Annotated in this window: 19 protein-coding genes; 9 read left to right on the forward strand and 10 right to left on the reverse strand. The window is 47.1% G+C overall.

The window, feature by feature from the left end:
* The first annotated feature begins 50 nt into the window (after window positions 1-50).
* Together J0L70_RS03195 and cofH are read left to right on the forward strand one after the other, a co-directional pair.
* Complete coding sequence (locus J0L70_RS03195; RefSeq protein ID WP_017287953.1) at window positions 51-806, forward strand: circadian clock KaiB family protein; 756 nt, start codon at window positions 51-53, stop codon at window positions 804-806.
* On the forward strand, window positions 799-1,926 hold the full coding sequence (gene cofH / locus J0L70_RS03200; protein WP_017287952.1) for a 7,8-didemethyl-8-hydroxy-5-deazariboflavin synthase subunit CofH: 1,128 nt from the start codon (window positions 799-801) through the stop codon (window positions 1,924-1,926). The genes J0L70_RS03195 and cofH overlap by 8 nt, the downstream gene beginning before the upstream one ends.
* 21 nt (window positions 1,927-1,947) lie before the next feature.
* Here the strand turns inward: cofH and J0L70_RS03205 are convergent, their stop codons facing one another.
* A complete protein-coding gene (locus tag J0L70_RS03205) occupies window positions 1,948-2,472 on the reverse strand; it encodes an SRPBCC family protein (RefSeq protein ID WP_144056192.1) in 525 nt (174 codons plus the stop codon).
* Between the two features lie 109 nt (window positions 2,473-2,581).
* On the opposite strand from J0L70_RS03205, the gene J0L70_RS03210 reads away from it, so the two are divergent.
* Window positions 2,582-2,761, forward strand: a complete 180-nt coding sequence (locus J0L70_RS03210; RefSeq protein WP_017287950.1) for a hypothetical protein — start codon at window positions 2,582-2,584, stop codon at window positions 2,759-2,761.
* A gap of 86 nt (window positions 2,762-2,847) precedes the next feature.
* Window positions 2,848-3,267: a Na-translocating system protein MpsC family protein gene (locus J0L70_RS03215; protein ID WP_017287949.1), complete on the forward strand. Its 420-nt coding sequence runs from the start codon at window positions 2,848-2,850 to the stop codon at window positions 3,265-3,267.
* Here the strand turns inward: J0L70_RS03215 and J0L70_RS03220 are convergent.
* A complete protein-coding gene (locus J0L70_RS03220) occupies window positions 3,233-3,637 on the reverse strand; it encodes a response regulator (RefSeq protein WP_287453081.1) in 405 nt (134 codons plus the stop codon). The two genes, J0L70_RS03215 and J0L70_RS03220, sit on opposite strands and share 35 nt — an antisense overlap.
* Window positions 3,638-4,133: 496 nt before the next feature.
* Here J0L70_RS03220 and J0L70_RS03225 point away from each other — a divergent pair, with 496 nt between their 5' ends.
* Window positions 4,134-5,501: an NAD-dependent succinate-semialdehyde dehydrogenase gene (locus tag J0L70_RS03225; protein ID WP_287453083.1), complete on the forward strand. Its 1,368-nt coding sequence runs from the start codon at window positions 4,134-4,136 to the stop codon at window positions 5,499-5,501.
* 60 nt (window positions 5,502-5,561) lie between these two features.
* The gene (locus J0L70_RS03230; RefSeq protein ID WP_017287946.1) at window positions 5,562-7,199 is read left to right on the forward strand and encodes an acetolactate synthase large subunit; all 1,638 of its coding nucleotides are present in this window, start codon (window positions 5,562-5,564) and stop codon (window positions 7,197-7,199) included.
* A gap of 33 nt (window positions 7,200-7,232) precedes the next feature.
* On the opposite strand, the gene J0L70_RS03235 is transcribed toward J0L70_RS03230, so the two are convergent.
* The 6 genes from J0L70_RS03235 to J0L70_RS03260 are packed head-to-tail and all read right to left on the reverse strand — an operon-like array spanning window position 7,233 to window position 13,178.
* The gene (locus J0L70_RS03235; RefSeq protein WP_017287945.1) at window positions 7,233-7,931 is read right to left on the reverse strand and encodes an HAD family hydrolase; all 699 of its coding nucleotides are present in this window, start codon (window positions 7,929-7,931) and stop codon (window positions 7,233-7,235) included.
* Between the two features lie 47 nt (window positions 7,932-7,978).
* Window positions 7,979-8,833 (reverse strand): class I SAM-dependent methyltransferase, encoded by an 855-nt coding sequence (locus tag J0L70_RS03240; RefSeq protein ID WP_287453086.1) that lies wholly within the window; start codon window positions 8,831-8,833, stop codon window positions 7,979-7,981.
* Between the two features lie 29 nt (window positions 8,834-8,862).
* Window positions 8,863-9,540, reverse strand: coding sequence for a TIGR04283 family arsenosugar biosynthesis glycosyltransferase (locus J0L70_RS03245; RefSeq protein ID WP_287453088.1), 678 nt, complete (start codon window positions 9,538-9,540; stop codon window positions 8,863-8,865).
* A complete protein-coding gene (locus J0L70_RS03250; protein WP_287453090.1) occupies window positions 9,537-10,124 on the reverse strand; it encodes a TIGR04282 family arsenosugar biosynthesis glycosyltransferase in 588 nt (195 codons plus the stop codon). The genes J0L70_RS03245 and J0L70_RS03250 overlap by 4 nt, the downstream gene beginning before the upstream one ends.
* Before the next feature lie 21 nt (window positions 10,125-10,145).
* Window positions 10,146-10,766, reverse strand: a complete 621-nt coding sequence (locus tag J0L70_RS03255) for a flavin prenyltransferase UbiX (protein ID WP_190653680.1) — start codon at window positions 10,764-10,766, stop codon at window positions 10,146-10,148.
* Between the two features lie 45 nt (window positions 10,767-10,811).
* Window positions 10,812-13,178 (reverse strand): ribonuclease R family protein, encoded by a 2,367-nt coding sequence (locus J0L70_RS03260; RefSeq protein WP_287453093.1) that lies wholly within the window; start codon window positions 13,176-13,178, stop codon window positions 10,812-10,814.
* Window positions 13,179-13,636: 458 nt separating this feature from the next.
* Here J0L70_RS03260 and J0L70_RS03265 point away from each other — a divergent pair, with 458 nt between their 5' ends.
* On the forward strand, window positions 13,637-14,329 hold the full coding sequence (locus J0L70_RS03265; protein ID WP_199329754.1) for a DsbA family protein: 693 nt from the start codon (window positions 13,637-13,639) through the stop codon (window positions 14,327-14,329).
* 14 nt (window positions 14,330-14,343) lie between these two features.
* Window positions 14,344-14,778, forward strand: coding sequence for a PPC domain-containing protein (locus J0L70_RS03270; protein ID WP_017287938.1), 435 nt, complete (start codon window positions 14,344-14,346; stop codon window positions 14,776-14,778).
* Window positions 14,779-14,861: 83 nt separating this feature from the next.
* Here J0L70_RS03270 and J0L70_RS03275 read toward each other — a convergent pair whose 3' ends face one another.
* Complete coding sequence (locus tag J0L70_RS03275; RefSeq protein WP_017287937.1) at window positions 14,862-15,200, reverse strand: P-II family nitrogen regulator; 339 nt, start codon at window positions 15,198-15,200, stop codon at window positions 14,862-14,864.
* A 209-nt stretch (window positions 15,201-15,409) separates the two neighbouring features.
* Complete coding sequence (locus J0L70_RS03280) at window positions 15,410-15,982, reverse strand: hypothetical protein (protein WP_287453097.1); 573 nt, start codon at window positions 15,980-15,982, stop codon at window positions 15,410-15,412.
* 236 nt (window positions 15,983-16,218) lie between these two features.
* On the opposite strand from J0L70_RS03280, the gene queF reads away from it, so the two are divergent.
* Window positions 16,219-16,614 (forward strand): preQ(1) synthase, encoded by a 396-nt coding sequence (gene queF / locus J0L70_RS03285; RefSeq protein ID WP_017287934.1) that lies wholly within the window; start codon window positions 16,219-16,221, stop codon window positions 16,612-16,614.
* The last annotated feature ends 28 nt before the right edge of the window (window positions 16,615-16,642 follow it).

Below are 16,642 nucleotides of genomic sequence, written 5' to 3' on the forward strand. Positions count from 1 at the left end.
TTCTGGCAAACAGCGATACACTGAGGGCAATCTTCTCGATCAGTGGCTTCGTGTTGAATCCTCACTTTCATCGATCGATTCCTAGCATTTTTAAGGGCATTGCGCTGTTCACGCCAGGCGGTGATCTGCTCTACTGTATCGATCCCGACAAGCAAGGGCGCTGGCATCTTAACTTGTGTATGGCGCTGCAAGAGGTTTTAGAGCTTTCGGAACCGCCTCATTTTCTAGTTCCTTGCTATACGGCAACGCTCGATCGCTGGTTTGATGCGAGAACGAATCAAATTCGGATCTTTGCAGAAGCGTATCCGCCTGTATTTCGATATCGAGCATTATTGAATACGGTGTTCGAGGCGGGTGATTTGCATTGGCAGGTTGCGCCTTCTCAAGAGATTTGTGATCCGATGGTTTTAGAAACGTATCGTCATCGGTTTCCCGAACTTTGGGAGAATCATGATCTGGTGATGCGATGTGATCCCACTCCGCCTGTCACTGTGCAGCAGCCTGCTTCTCCTTACCCGCAAGGTTATGTGTTGCGCTTGTTTGTCTCTGGCTACAGCGCTGCAACAGCAAGGATTTTGCAGAATTTACATGAGTTACTAGAAGATTCCTTGGAACATCCTTACACGTTGAAAGTGATTGATATTTTTAAGCATCCTGAGCAGGCAGAAGCTGATCAGGTTTCTGCAACGCCTACACTGGTAAAGGTATATCCGCCTCCGGTTCGTCGCATTGTGGGGAATTTGGAGGATGTCGATCGAGTTTTAAAAATTTTAGGTGCTTTGAATGAAGGGCTGAAGGATGATTGATGCAATTTTAGACAAAGCAGAATCTGGGTTAGATCTGTCTGTGGATGAGGGGGTTTTACTGCTGAAGCAGACAGATGTGGATGTGATTGAGAAGATTCGGCAGAGTAGCGATCGCTTGCGACAAAAACAGGCAGGCGAGACAGTGACTTATGTGATCAACCGTAATATTAATTACACTAATATCTGTGAGCAGCATTGTAGCTTTTGTGCTTTTCGACGAGATGAAAGCGACGAAGGATCTTACTGGCTAGATTGGTCACAGATTCTAGAAAAAGCAACCGATGCAGTCCGGCGAGGCGCGACTGAGATCTGTATGCAAGGCGGGTTGAATCCGACAGCAAAGGTTCAAGAGAGTTCATTAAAGTACTATCAAAAGCTAGTTGAGACGATTAAGTCTGAGTTTCCTGAGCTACACATTCATGCGTTTTCGCCGCAAGAAGTGCAATTTATTGCGCGAGAAGATCGATCGACAATTGCCGAAGTCATTGTTGGGTTGAGAGATGCGGGTGTCGATTCGATGCCGGGAACTGCTGCGGAAGTTCTAGATAATCAGGTTCGTAAGATTCTTTGTCCGGAGAAGATTGATGCTGAAACTTGGATTGAGATTGTTCAAACCACTCATCAGCAAGGAATTCCCACGACTAGCACGATGCTATCAGGACACATTGAAACTTCAGAACAACAGATTCAGCATTTAGAGAAACTCCGATCGATTCAACAGTCGGCTCAGCAGCTTGGATTGACTGGGATCACTGAATTTATTTTGCTGCCGTTTGTCGGGAAAGAGGCTCCGAAACCTTTGCGGCGCAGAGTTGGACATGATCAGCCGATTCTTGCTGATGCGCTGTTACTGACGGCTGTTGCTCGAATTTTTCTCGGCAACTGGATTCCGAATCATCAGCCAAGCTGGGTGAAGCTAGGACTGGCAGGAGCGGTTGAGGCGCTGAGATGGGGCTGTAATGACATTGGCGGAACTTTGATGGAGGAACATATCACGACAATGGCAGGAGCGATCGGAGGGACTTGTATGGAGGTAGAGACGTTGCAGACTGCAATTCGTTCTCTCGATCGACCTTATGCACAGAGAGATACATTGTATCGGTTGCTGGTTTGTGCCTAACTTCGTCAGAGCCGATGTTTTCTAAGATTGTCCTGAGCAGATGACTGATCGCATTTGCCGTAGATTTGTGGGCAAATCAAGCTTAATCGTTTGCTCAATCAGAAAACTCGGAACTGGAATCGTTGGAATTGCCTGCACTGAATAAGTCAGGATCGTTCCTTCTCCATGCGGCTGTAGTTTCAAATCGGCATGAAACTCGCTAAAGCTACCAGATTCTAGGTAAAACTGAATCCGTTGTTGTTGCGTTTCTAACACACTCAGCGAAATCTCGACCTGAGCTGTAAACATCATAAATGCCTTACTTGCCACTTGGTACAGCCGTTTTACACCTTGGCGAGACAACACTTGACGAATCTCACTCCGGGTCACGTCCGGAAAATACTGTGTCCAACGTGGATAATCAGTCACCTGCTGCCACACTTGAGGTAATGCGATCGGTAAATACATCTGTGCCGTCACCGCTCCACCCCAAGCCGAATGAGCGCGAGTCTCTAGCAAAATTTCGCCGCGCATCAGGGCAACTACGTCGCGTGTTAACGTCATCATGAGCGTCACTCCCACACCAAAGGATCGATCACTCGTTACGATAACAGGCAACGCATAAAATAAGTGCATTAACTCTATAAAGATTGTAAAAATTCTCCCCCGAACGAAGATGAATCAACCCAGTAACTCTAGAGCAACAGTCTATATCGTAGTTTTAGCGATGACCGCGATCGTATGGATCTTGCGCGGTATTGGACTTCTTGCCTTCTTGCCAGGATTCGTTTTGTGGATTCTGATTTTCCTGTCGATTATTTTGACGATCGTGAATGGGTTGATCGAAGTCCGATAAGAACCTTTCTCTAGAGAGATTAGTAAAGCGATCAAGATCAGAATAATGACTAATATGCAGACCTTGATCGTTTACATTTAGCAACTATGAATTCTTCGGCTTTACCGACGCGCGGGCAGTTAGAAAGGACACTATCGCAACGAGTTCAGGCGTTTTATCGGACTCAGTTAGGACATCAGCCCAGTCGAGTCCAGTGTTATATCGCAGACGGCAAAATTACGATCGTGCTAGAAGACTCGATTACCAAGCCTGAACAGTTGCTAATGGAAAACGGACAAGAGCAACTTGCAGAAAAAGTACGAAGTGACCTCGATAAAGCACTGCATCCGCAGTTGAGTACGATGATTCAAGAGATCGTTGGCATTAAAGTTGTGGATATCTTCAGCGATGCGACGTTTGATACGGGGCGCAGTGGCACGATTGTGGTGTTAGAAGAAGCTCCGCAACTACGGGAATCACAGCCAAAACGCTCTAGAGAAGAGAATGCTGGGGTAAGTGACGAGTAACGATCTCGAAGAGATCGTCTAGGTCATAAGGTTTGCTGAGATAGTCATTACACCCAGCGGAAAGAATACGATCGCGATCTTCGTCTCTGGCGAGGGCGGTGAGCGCCACAATCGGAATCTTAGCAGTCAGTGCAAACTGACGAAGCTGGCGAGCGACTTCAATCCCACTCAGGTCAGGCAGTAAAATATCGAGCAGAATTAAATCAGGCAATTGATGCTGTGCTAGCTGAAGGGCAGCTTGACCTGTTGTGGCTGTGACGACTGCACAAGACGTAACGGCTTCAAGCTGGCACTCCATCAAAGTCAGATTGTCAATGCTGTCATCCACAGCAAGCACGATCGGCTGTTCGGAAAATTTTGATGAATTCATGAAAAACGGTGTCCAACTCAGGTTTCTTTTGTAACCGTAAGAAAAGCTCACTTCAAGAGAATCACTGGTGGAGCAGGCTGCGACTGCGCTCAGCCCTCAAAACTCGTAAGTTACGACTGAACGAAACTCACGCCACGGCAAAATTCTACTGATTTAGACATTCCTAAGCGCTGAGTGAAGCATTTCTAAAGCGGCAATGAAAGGGCGCTTTATTAATCTGGTTGTCGCTGTCCTCATGATAGCGAAAAATGCATGAACGATAATATTTAGTTACATGAGGTTTAGATTGGCGGGAATTCCAAATTTATATTGATTGAGTATATTTAGTTTGCAACAATAAGTACAAAACTTAATGTATCGGAGAATGCTTCTGATCACAGAATAATAAATAGCTTCTTCAGTGCGGAAGTGATTATCGCTGCATCAATCTGTTAGAACTGAAGCAGAATATGTTGTGCAAGTCGTAAAAGAAGTCACGACTTGTAGGAGGGAACGTATGGCGATCGCTACAGTTAACCCGTTCACTGGGGAAACAGTGAAGACATTTCAAGCCTTGAGTGATATCGAGATCGAACAGAAGCTTAGCTTGGCACAGGCGCAATTTTTGAAGTATCGAACGATTCCATTGAGTCAGCGTTCGCAGTGGTTATCCGAAGCCGCAACTATCTTAGAGCAAGAGCGCGATCGCTTTGGTAAACTGCTGACGCTAGAAATGGGAAAACCTTTGAAGGCAGCCATTGCAGAGGTAGAAAAGTGCGCGCTGGTCTGTCGGTTCTATGCGGAACATGCGGCGCAATATTTAGCGGATGTTTCGGTTCAAACTGATGCCACAACGAGTCTGATCAAATATCAGCCGTTGGGTATCGTTTTAGCTGTCATGCCTTGGAATTTTCCATTTTGGCAAGTGTTTCGGTTTGCGGCTCCTGCATTGATGGCGGGGAACGTGGGACTGCTCAAACATGCCTCTAATGTGCCGCAGTCAGCTTTAGCGATCGAAGAGATTTTTACTCGTGCTGGTTTCCCGGAAGGAGCGTTTCAAACTTTGTTAGTGGGTGCTGACAAAGTTGCTGCGATTGTTGAAGACGATCGCGTGAAAGCCGCGACTTTAACCGGAAGTGAACCTGCTGGCGCAAGTCTCGCTGCTACTGCTGGAAAGCAAATTAAAAAAGTTGTTCTCGAACTCGGGGGCAGTGATCCGTTCATTGTGATGCCGAGTGCTGATTTGGATCAAGCGGTTCAAACTGCGGTAACGGCGCGGATGATCAATAATGGTCAGTCTTGTATTGCAGCCAAGCGGTTTATTATTGCCGAAGAAATTGCAGATCAATTTATCGATCGCTTAGTTGAACAATACAAGCAGCTAAAAATTGGTGATCCAATGTCAATGGATACTGACATTGGACCGCTTGCTACTCCTGGAATTTTGCAAGACTTGGATCAGCAAGTTGAGATTTCAGTGCAGCAAGGTGCAAAAGTCCTGATTGGGGGTCATGCGCTGCGCGATCGACCGGGCAATTTCTACCTGCCAACCATTCTGAGTGAGATTCCGAAAGGCTGTCTGGCTGAGCATGATGAGTTTTTTGGACCCGTTGCACTGGTGTTTCGCGTGCCGGATTTAGAGAGTGCGATCGCGCGGGCAAATGATTCACCTTTTGGGCTAGGTGCGAGTGCTTGGACACAGGATCAAACCGAGCAAGATCGATTTATTTCAGAGCTTGAAGCGGGGGCTGTGTTTATCAACGGTATGGTCAAATCGGATGTGCGGATGCCATTTGGGGGAATTAAGCGATCGGGCTTTGGGCGGGAGCTTGGACGCGAAGGCATCTTGGAGTTTGTCAATGTCAAATCGGTTTGGGTGAAGTAAATTAAATCGATCAATCTGAGCTATCAATAACAAGTCAAAAACTACTGAGGAGGATGATCGGTGAATACAGCAGAGTTACTCGTTCGATGTTTGGAGGCTGAAGGAGTTGAATATATCTTCGGCCTGCCAGGAGAAGAAAACCTCCATGTGTTAGAAGCATTACAAGGCTCATCAATTCGGTTTATCACGACTCGCCATGAACAAGGTGCAGCTTTCATGGCAGACGTGTATGGACGATTGACTGGACGAGCGGGGGTCTGCCTGTCTACGTTAGGACCAGGGGCGACAAATTTGATGACGGGTGTGGCTGATGCAAATCTCGATCGCGCTCCTTTAGTCGCTATTACGGGACAAGTGGGAACCGATCGGATGCATATTGAATCGCATCAATATCTCGATTTGGTGGCAATGTTTGCGCCTGTGACCAAGTGGAATGCTCAGATTGTTCGCCCGAGTAATACCGCTGAGATTGTTCGTAAAGCCTTTAAGATCGCTCAGACTGAGAAGCCCGGAGCCGTCCATATTGACTTGCCTGAAAACATTGCTGCGATGGCAGTGGAGGGCAGTCCCTTACGTCCTGACAACATTGAAAAGTCCTTTGCTTCGTTTCGGAGTATTGAGAAGGCGGCGGCAGCCATTAATGAGGCGAAGAATCCATTAATTTTGGTCGGAAATGGTGCCATTCGCTGCGATGCCAGTGAGATGCTCACCCGATTTGCGACTCGATTAAATATTCCTGTGGCGAATACGTTTATGGGAAAAGGCGTGATTCCTTATCCGCATCCCTTAGCCCTCTGGGCGGTAGGGCTTCAGCAGCGAGACTATATTAGCTGTGGGTTTGACCAAGCAGATTTGGTGATTGCGATCGGCTATGACCTGATCGAGTATTCGCCGAAAAAATGGAATCCAGAAGGGACGATCCCTGTGATTCATGTTGGAAGTACTCCGGCTGAAGTAGATAGTAGCTATGTGCCGATCGCGGAAGTTGTAGGAGATATTTCAGATTCATTGCAAGAGATTTTGTATCGCTGCGATCGCGATGGTAAACCGGAACCGCAAGCTCTGCATTTACGGGCGGATATTCGCAGTGACTATGCTCAATATGCTGATGATCAAGAGTTTCCGATTAAGCCACAAAAGCTAATTTATGACTTGCGGCAAGTGATGGGCGCAGAAGATATCGTGATCTCAGATGTCGGGGCACATAAGATGTGGATGGCGCGGCACTATCATTGTCATCGTCCGAATACTTGCATTATTTCAAATGGATTTGCAGCGATGGGGATTGCGATTCCGGGTGCGATCGCGGCGAAATTGGTGCATCCCGATCGCAAGGTTGTAGCAGTCACGGGAGATGGCGGTTTTATGATGAACTGTCAGGAGTTAGAGACAGCGCTGCGGGTCGGTACTCCGTTTGTCACGATCATTTTTAATGATGGGGGCTATGGCTTGATTGAGTGGAAGCAGGAAAATCATTTTGGGCATTCCTCGTTTATCAAGTTTGGGAATCCCGATTTTGTCAAATTTGCCGAGAGCATGGGATTGAAGGGTTATCGTATCAAATCAGCGGAGGAGTTAATTCCGACCTTGAAAGAGGCGCTAGAGCAAGAGGTTCCGGCAGTGATTGATTGCCCGATCGATTATCGGGAGAATTTACGATTTACGCAAAGAGCAGGCGATTTAAGCTGCGCGATTTAGGAGCCGAACAATTTCAGGGATAGTCAATCAACCTTAAACCATTGCAGCTTGATAGCGTTCCTGAATGCGATCGAATTCCAAATCAATCAGATAATCGACTGTCCAATTTGCACACCGCTGCAACATATGAAACGGATAGCTGTTCGCCACCCCAACGACTGGAATTTTTGCAGCTTTTGCTGCTTGAATTCCAGCAAAGGTATCTTCGATCGCTAAACAGTTCTCTGCGGTGAATTGAAGGTCAGGAAAGGTCTGATTTAAGCGCTCGATCGCGAGTAAATATCCATCTGGTTCAGGCTTACTCACGGTTAAATCATCGCCCGATACAATCACGTGGAAGCGCGATCGTAAATTTGCTCGTTCTAGAACTAGCTCGATTTCAGATCGCAAAGCACCACTGACGATCGCAAACTTACAATTGGGCAGTTTGAACATTACATCTTCAATGCCAGAGTAGAGAGGGAGCCTTTCTAAGCTACTCATCTGCGCTACATAAGCTTTGGCTTTACGAGCAACTAATTCATCGAGATATTCGTCAGTGATCACTCGTCCGCGCCGTTCTAGCAACTCTTGAATACACACGCGATCGCTCCGTCCCAAGCACAATTCGCGAAATTCGCCAGACTTAGGACGCAGATTTTCCTCAATGAGGATTTGTTCGAGAAGCTTATCGTGAAGTGGTTCATCATTGATGATCACTCCATTGAAATCAAACAGAACGGCTTTCAGCATACACGTAGAGATGATTCTCGCATCTTTTACCTTACACCCAAGCTTGCTCAAGCGATCGCCCAAGCCGATTGTTCAACATCGCTGAAGTTTTCAGATTCATTATGGGGTAAGGGTTTGACTCCATGCGTAATTTGATGGATCAACCAGAAGTCATGGCTTTGCACTGCCTCAAATCCGGCGGCTCCCATCCATGCTTCAATACTGTCGTTTGCGAAATCTTGGATATAAGGCTCTTCAAAAATCTGTGTTAGCCATTCAGTTTGTCGCAGGGTCTTCTGGCTGCCGTCTAGAATCAGAACTTCTCCACCTGTTCGCAATAATCGAAAGCATTCCTGCAAGATGCGTTTGGAAATTTGCGTTGGGGTTTCGTGGAACAATAACGACGCAGTCACGAGATCAAAGGAACCCTCTGCAAAATTTGTGCTTTCTGCTTTTCCATGTCGCCACTGAATGTCTAAATTCGCTTGTTTCGCTTTGTACTCTGCGATCGTGAGCATGTAGGGCGAAAGGTCTAATCCAATCACTTCTGCGGTCGGAAATGCTTGTTTTAGCATGAGTGTCGTTGAGCCAGTGCCGCAACCAAGATCGAGAATTCTCGACGGTACACCTTGAATCGCATCGATCGCGGCTTGTCGCACCCAGGTTTCATTTGGCGGTAAGGCGTATTGCGTTATCGGATCGTAAGAGGTTGCTGCACCGATCGTGAGATAGCCGCCTTCGATACCATGAAAATTCTGGTCTTTGTAATAGCTGGGATAGCTCAGGTTCGGATCGGTCAAGCGATCGCAACCTGCTTTCCAATCAATGCTGTCGTGAAGGCGTTTCATCTCTTTTTCATCGATGAAGAGACGAACGATCGGGGCGAGGTACTGCTCAAACAGGGTATCTTTGCGAACTGGCATAGGTGCAAACAACGCTACTGGTGCTTAGTTTAGCGAATTGTTCTCAGACCGGATCGATACCAAGCTTGAATTCGCGTGGGTGAAATGCCGATCAAATAGGCAAAAACTACGATTTGATTGACGATCGTAGTTCTGAAAACGCCAAGTTTCTGCCAGCGTCGCCCTGATGTGATCACAGGTTTGGGCAAAATCACAATCTTTCCCAATTGTTGCAGCGTCCTGACAAATTCAAAGTCTTCCATAATGGGTAGGTCAGGAAAGCCGCCGATTTTGTGGAAGGTTTCGGTTCTTAAAAAGAGTGCTTGATCGCCGTAAGGAAGTTGTAAATAACGCGATCGCCAATTTACGCCTTGCTCAATCCAACGAATTCCGGGTTGATGGGCATCAATGCTGAGTTGAAATGCTCCTGCAATTGCCGTCTTTAAAGCGTCTCGAATCATTTGATCAAAGCCATCTGGAAGCCTGGTATCTGCATGGAGAAAGAGCAGAATTTCGCCCGATGCGACCTTCGCTCCAGCGTTCATTTGAGTGGCACGACCGGGATGAGATTGGAGAACTTTCACCCCAAAAGATTGAGCAATGGCAACGGTTTCATCTTGACTACCTCCATCTACGATAATCATTTCGATATCTGTCGCTTGGATCGATAGCGTGTTTGGCAGGTGACGAGCTTCGTTGAGAACGGGAATGACGATCGAAATTTTCATGTGAGATATTGCAAATCTTCGGGACGATCGATGTCGTGCAAAATGGGAAGTTCAGCGATCGACAATCCCAATCGTTTGACAATTTCTATCGTTTGTTGAAATACGATGTCTGTACTCCATTGAATATTTTGAAACACATCAGGCACAAACCGATTGCATCCAATCAAGTAATATCCGCCATCAGTTGCACCACCGATCGTGATCGGATGAGTTTTTAGATTGGAAAATGCTAGCGTTAAGAGTTCGGATGTGAGGTTAGGACAGTCTGTGCCAATCGCGATCGCTGATTTTGCACCCTGATCAAATGCCGTTTGAAATGCATGAGTTAAGCGATCGCCTAAATCTCCAGAATGCTGTGGGTAATAGCAAAGATCATATCCAAGCCAATCTTGCATCTGTTCTAAAGTCCCACCTGTGAAATAAATGCAGAGCTGGCACTTGAGGCTGCGGCATTTCTCGATCGTTCTTTCGGTCATTTGTCGATGCAGTTCAGCAGCTCCAACTTCTCCGAGTGCTGGAATGAGACGAGTTTTAGCTTTGCCCGCTTCAGGATACCGAGTGAAAACAATTAACTGTTCTTGCACAATCTCCCCACTCCCCACTCCCTACTCCCCACCCTCTTCCTTCCACCGCTCCAGTGGTACACAATCAATCTCAAACTGATCTAACGCCCGTGCTACCACAAAATCGACTAAATCCTCGATCGTCTGCGGACGATGATACCAAGCTGGAATTGCCGGAACAATCCGCGCTCCTGCTTCTGCTAAAGCCGTCAAATTCCGCAAATGAATCAAACTAAACGGGGTTTCTCTCGGCACAATGACTAGCTTACGTCCCTCTTTCAACTGCACATCGGCTGCGCGTTCTAGCAAATCTGAACTCAACCCCGTCGCTAATTTTCCGACGGTGCTCATACTGCAAGGCATAACCAACATGCCCAATGTCCGAAACGACCCACTGGCAATATTCGCACCGACATTTCCCCAAGGATGACAGTTCAATTTTCCAGCAGTTTCGACTCCCGCTTGATCGCGCCAAAATTGCTCCTGCTGGATTGGGTCTGGTGGCATCCGCATTCCTGTTTCTTCCTGCCACACCATATAAGTTGCTTTCGATGCGACAAGCTCGATCGCGTAATCTGCTGACAAAAGGTACTTCAAAGCTCGGACGGCATAAATTAAGCCTGAAGCCCCAGAAACACCAAGAATGATAGGACGATTGACCACAGAGAATACCTAAATAAAAAATGCGGGACATGCCCGCATCTCTTATTATTCCTCACTAAACTCCTCATCGGGGAGGGCAGGTTCAGGTTGAAACTCAGATCGCTCTTCGGATTCAAATTCTTCGTCGGTCGCCTCACTGCCACCGCCGACTGCAATCAGGTCAATCTGCTGGCGGTAGTAATCGACGCTCTTGACTTGAACTTCAATGCGATCGCCAAGTCGATACTGCTTGCGATTCTTGCGTCCTACCAGGGTTTGCTGGCGCGATCGAAACTCGTACCAATCATCTTTGAGCGAACTCACATGCACGAGACCTTCGACGAGCAATTCTTCGAGTTCGACAAACAATCCATATGATTGAACACCCGTAATCAATCCGTGGAAGATTTCGCCTGTGCGCTCTTTCATCAACTCGGCTTTCTTCAAACCTTCGAGATCGTTTTCTGCGTCTTGAGCCACTTTCTCGCGTTCACTCACATGCACAACGACTGCACCGAAATGGCTTTCCAACTCTTGATGCACATCGGTCGGCAGCACGTTCCAATTAATCTCTCCGTGACAAGAGCTATGGCGTAAATCAACACTATCTTTCACGCGCGAAGACCGACGATCGCGTCCTGCTTCAAAGACCGCATGTAAGGCGCGATGCACGAGCAAATCAGGATAGCGCCGCACGGGAGACGTAAAGTGCGTATAGCCTTGCTCTAATGACAAGCCAAAATGTGGTTTCGGCTGAGAACTGTAGAATGCAGGTTTCATGGTCGAAAGCAACAAGTAAGTCAAAACTCGTTCTGCATTCGATTCTGCAAAGGCATGAGTGAAATTCTGATAGTCTTGTGGGCGAACTTCTTCTTCGTTTTCTAGCTTCAGTTCGATGCCCATGCTGACTGCTAGTTTCACCAATTCCTGCACCTCTTCTGGATCAGGGGTGGGATGCACGCGGTAAACGCTAGGAACTCCGAGTGCAATCAAATGAGATGCAACGGTTTGATTTGCCAGCAACATCAGTTCAACGATCATCGAGTGAATCGGGAGCGTTGCAGAAACAACCACTGCACCTAATACGCCTTCATCATCGTAGTGAAACTTGCTAAACGTAAATTTATCCGTTTCTTCTGGCGATTCTGAACCGTCAGGACGCGCATAAATTTTTTCTGGCAGATTGAGTTCAAATGCGCCTCGTTGTCGCCGCTGGTCTTTGATCGCATGACTCAGCTTATCGAGCTGCGCCAACAGTTCAAAAATTGGCTCAAACTGCTTCAATTCTTCTGTGTGATTGTCTTTGAGAATTTCTTCTGCTTGGTGATAACTCAACTTGTAATCGACATTAATCACTGTGGGCTGAATCTCGAATTCCAGCACGCCACCTTGATCATCGAGTGTAATCAGCACTGAAACGGCAAGTCGATCTTTTCCAGGCTGAAGCGAACAGAGATTATCGGTGATCTGTTCGGGCAGCATCGGGACGACTAATTCACTCAGATAGACCGAAGCGCCTCGACGCTGAGCTTCGCGATCGAGCGGCGAACCTGATCCAACATAGTGCGCGACATCTGCAATATGAATGCCCAAGCGCCAGTTGCCGCCTGCTTTCGTCTTCTCTAAGGTAATCGCATCATCGGCGCTATCTTCGTCGCTGGATTTGATCGTCAGCGTGGTCAAATTGCGTAAATCAACTCGATTTTTTAATTCCGCTTTGGTCAATTTAGTCGGCAACTCTTTTGCTGCGGCTAAAACCGTTTCAGGAAATTCGCGCGGCAAATCGTGTTTGCAGCAGACAATATCAATATCGGCTGCGTCATCATCTGCGCCTAAGACTTTTGCGACTTTACCGAGGGGGGCATGTTGCCCGATCGGATAGCGTTTGACCTGCACATGTGCCAAATGATCGATCGCATTATCGAGTTGGATGCCATTTTCATTGACTTGCAGTTCAAACAATAAGCGATCGTCGAGGGGAACGGCTCGAAATTCTCCACTTTCGCTCTTTTTAATGCGAGCCAGAACCGAGGGATTTGCCCGTTCTAAAATTAATCTGACTTCGCCTTCTGGACTGCGACGACGACTGCCTTCCTTCGTCACTCGCACCAAAACGCGATCGCCATTCCAAGCATGATTCAGTTGGCTTTCGCGAATGTAGATATCTTCTGATCCTTCGACATCTTGAATCGCGAAGCAGAATCCCTTGCTTGAACAGCGTAACTTTCCTTCCACTACGCCTTCTTCTGGCACTCGACGATATTTGCCCCGTTCCTTCACGAGCACTCCGATTTTTTCGAGTGCGTCTAGTGCGATCTGTAAGCGTCTTAGGCTCGGTTCATCATGGCATTCCAGCTTTTTTTCGAGAGCTTTTGGAGCCACTAATTTATCATCTGTGAAGTTAGCGAGTAACTCAGCGATCGAGAATTCCATGAAGCGATTTGTCCTCGTGTGTTCTGCGTGGGGTGTGCAAATGGCTCTGAAGTCGTCACTTCACCGGAACCGAAGCTCGAATCAGTTCCGATTAATCAACAAGCCGATTCCCAGTTTTAACAGATAGGAAGCTGCGCACTTAGCATTGGCTCTATGAGGTTGAACTCCCGAAGTTGACCAAAATCAATCGATTCGGAATTTCAAGTCTCGAAAAGCGCCTGTACGAACATGTTGACAGGTCGAGTGTCGCTCATAGTTACACGACAGCCTGACCGCCAATGCGATCGCACCTTTACTATTGTTACTCAAGTTGAGCCTAATGACACATTGAATCTCGAACTTTTGCGGGTTCATGCGTCTCGGAAGTCTGAAGTTAAGCTATAGTGCGAGGACAGATTTGAGACGGAATCGTGATGAGAAGGCTGAAACAATTCGCGGGCTTGGTTATATTGTGTCTGATGTTAATCAGTTGCTCTTTGCCAGTGCAGGCAGATAGCAAGATTGATCCAAAATTTGAAGAACAAGTCCTGCAAGTGATTCGCAAAAATCCCCAGGCAATTCTGGATTCGGTACAAGCTTATCAACGCGAACAACAACAAGAACAACAAAAAGTTCAACAGTCGTTTCTCCGCGATCTCCAGCAGAATCCAAAATCGGTGATCGCTCAGTCTCCCACGAAAGGCAACGGTCAGGCTGTCTTGGTGGAGTTTTCTGATTTTCAATGTCCTTACTGCCAAGCAGCAGCAGGCACGGTGAGCCAGTTTGTAGACAAGTACAAAGATCGCGTCACTCTGGTTTATAAACATTTGCCGCTGACGAGTATTCATGATCAAGCCCTACCGGCAGCAAAAGCGGCTTGGGCGGCTCAGCAACAGGGCAAATTCTGGCAATATCATGATGCTTTGTTTGCGCAGCAGAAACAGCTGAATGAGGCGATTTATCCAGAGATTGCCAAGACTCTGGGGTTGGATGTGGCGAAGTTTAATCGCGATCGCGCGTCTCAAGCGGCAGAAACCACGATTGAAAAAGATCTTCAACTTGCAGAACAGCTTGGAATTTCTGGTACTCCGTTCTTTGCCATGAATGGTCGTGCATTTTCAGGGGCAGTCGATCTTGCTACCTTAGAGAAAAACTTAAACCAAGCACAGTAAGGAAAGGAACGGTTATGAAAGGATGGATGGCTTGGCTTTGTGCGGCTCCAATTGCGGTTTTGATGACGACCGCCGCAATGGCTCAATCGACTCGCTCCTATGCGCCAATCCCGCTGGCTCCTGGAAAAGAGATTAACGATCGCTTAACGGATGCCGATATTCCCACCGGGCAAGGCAATTTCGCACGCGATTATGTGGTGACTTTGCAGGCGGGAGAACAAGTGGCGATCGATTTGTCTTCGGATAGTTTTGATACGATCGTCACGCTGATGACCTCACAAGGGACAACCGTTGCCGAGAATGATGATGGTCCAGATGGGACAACGAATTCGCTCTTATTTACTCGCATCACGCGCAATGCGAATTACATCGTTCGAGTCAAAGCTTTCGGAGAAACGGCGGGCGGCCCCTTTAAGTTGAAATTGACTCGGCTGAAACCCGTTCAATAAATATAAAGGCGATCCAGATTCGGATCGCCTTCACAGCGAAGCAAGCCTTCTGAGTGTTTCAAAAACTCGGAAGGTTCGTGTTTTTAAACCGCTTCAAAGTTCTTTTCGCCGGTACGAATCCGAACTACTTGTTCAACAGGTGTGATAAAGATCTTCCCGTCCCCGATTTCTCCGGTTCGAGCCGCCACAATGATTTTGTCAACCACCATGTCTACTTGATCATCTTCCACCACAATTTCAATTTTGAGCTTCTGTAAAAACTCAACCGTATATTCAGAACCGCGATACCGTTCGGTCTGACCTTTCTGCCGTCCAAAGCCTCGGACTTCAGAAACCGTCATTCCCACGATTCCAGCATTGACTAATGCAATTTTGACTTCGTCGAGTTTAAATGGGCGAACAATCGCTTCAACCTTTTTCAAGCGCTTACACTCCTTAATCGTGATCTCTATAATTCGGGCATGAGACTATCTATCATTTCTGGTGAAGAGAATTTTGTAACGATCGCTACCGATCATTACCCGCCTCGCCGATTGTAATAGTATTTTTGAGTGTCGCATGAGCCACTCAAAATCGGAATTCATCAGTTGTAATTCGTAATTTCGGGTTGCTATTGGTTACATTCGAGAATTTATTTTGATGAAGGACTCAGCAAAGGACGCACCAGCAAGAAGCCAGCGCCGAAAGCAGTCACGACGATCAAAGCGATGACCAAGCCCAACATCCAACCGCTGAGTTCAAAATGAGTGTCTTGTTCTGGCTTAATTTTGCGCCGGGGCTTGCTATCTTCTTCGATTACCAGCTTCTCTTCAGGAAATTCGAGACTCGCTGGAATGGGTTCTGGTTTGGGAGCAACGGGGATGCGGGGTGGCATGACCGGGATTTGGAAGGATGCAGCTTCGACTTCGGGCATCAAGTCGAGACGAGGTGCGGGTGGTGCAGCAGGATTAATTCCCGGCATTGCATTGGAGACTTGGCGGAGTTGGAGTGCTGCTTGTACCGTGCGTTCAATTTCTTGCCGCAATTGCTGATTCTGTTTTGCCAATTGCTGGTTTTGAATCTTCATGGCTTCCACCGAGTTCTTTGTAGCTTGAAGCTCAGCAATCACCTCGCGGTAAACTGAAATCGGTACAGAAGGGGCATATCCGGTTGCAGGAGCTTGAGGCGGCAAATTGATCGATCGATTAGGTGTTTTCTGCATCATGGGGTTCATAACAGCGAGAGTAATCTGACAAAACAGCGAGAAATTGTGATGCCCTCAGAATAGCTGCAATTGAATCAAGCAACGCATTTTTAGTCAAGATTTTTTCAAAAAGAAACGATTTTGTGAACGAATTTCGGGGATTGCGGAGATCAAGTACTCAAAAAACTTGAGACGCGATCGTGCCTCCGTGCAAATTCGATTGCTAAGATCAGTCAGTTCATTCAATTTCATAGGCTATGACGCAAGCGCAAGACCATCCCGAAGTAAAGTATGGCGAACGCCTGATCGAAGAGGGAAGTCTAATAACTTTCCCGAATCCTAGACCCGGACGGCGTTATACGATCAATATTACGCTGCCAGAGTTTACCTGTAAGTGTCCGTTTTCTGGCTATCCCGATTTTGCGACGATCTATGTGAGCTATGTTCCGGATCAGCGCGTCGTCGAACTGAAAGCAATTAAGCTGTATATCAATAGTTATCGCGATCGCTATATTTCTCACGAAGAAGCGGCGAATCAAATTCTAGATGACATTGTGGCAGCGTGTGATCCGTTAGAAATCTCGATTAAGGCGGACTACACGCCCCGAGGAAATGTGCATACCGTAGTAGAAGTGACGCATACGAAGGTATAAGTAGAATGCGGTTCGCTAACCGTCCAGA

The organism is Leptolyngbya sp. UWPOB_LEPTO1 (genome assembly GCF_017302695.1).
Lineage (GTDB): Bacteria > Cyanobacteriota > Cyanobacteriia > Leptolyngbyales > Leptolyngbyaceae > Leptolyngbya > Leptolyngbya boryana.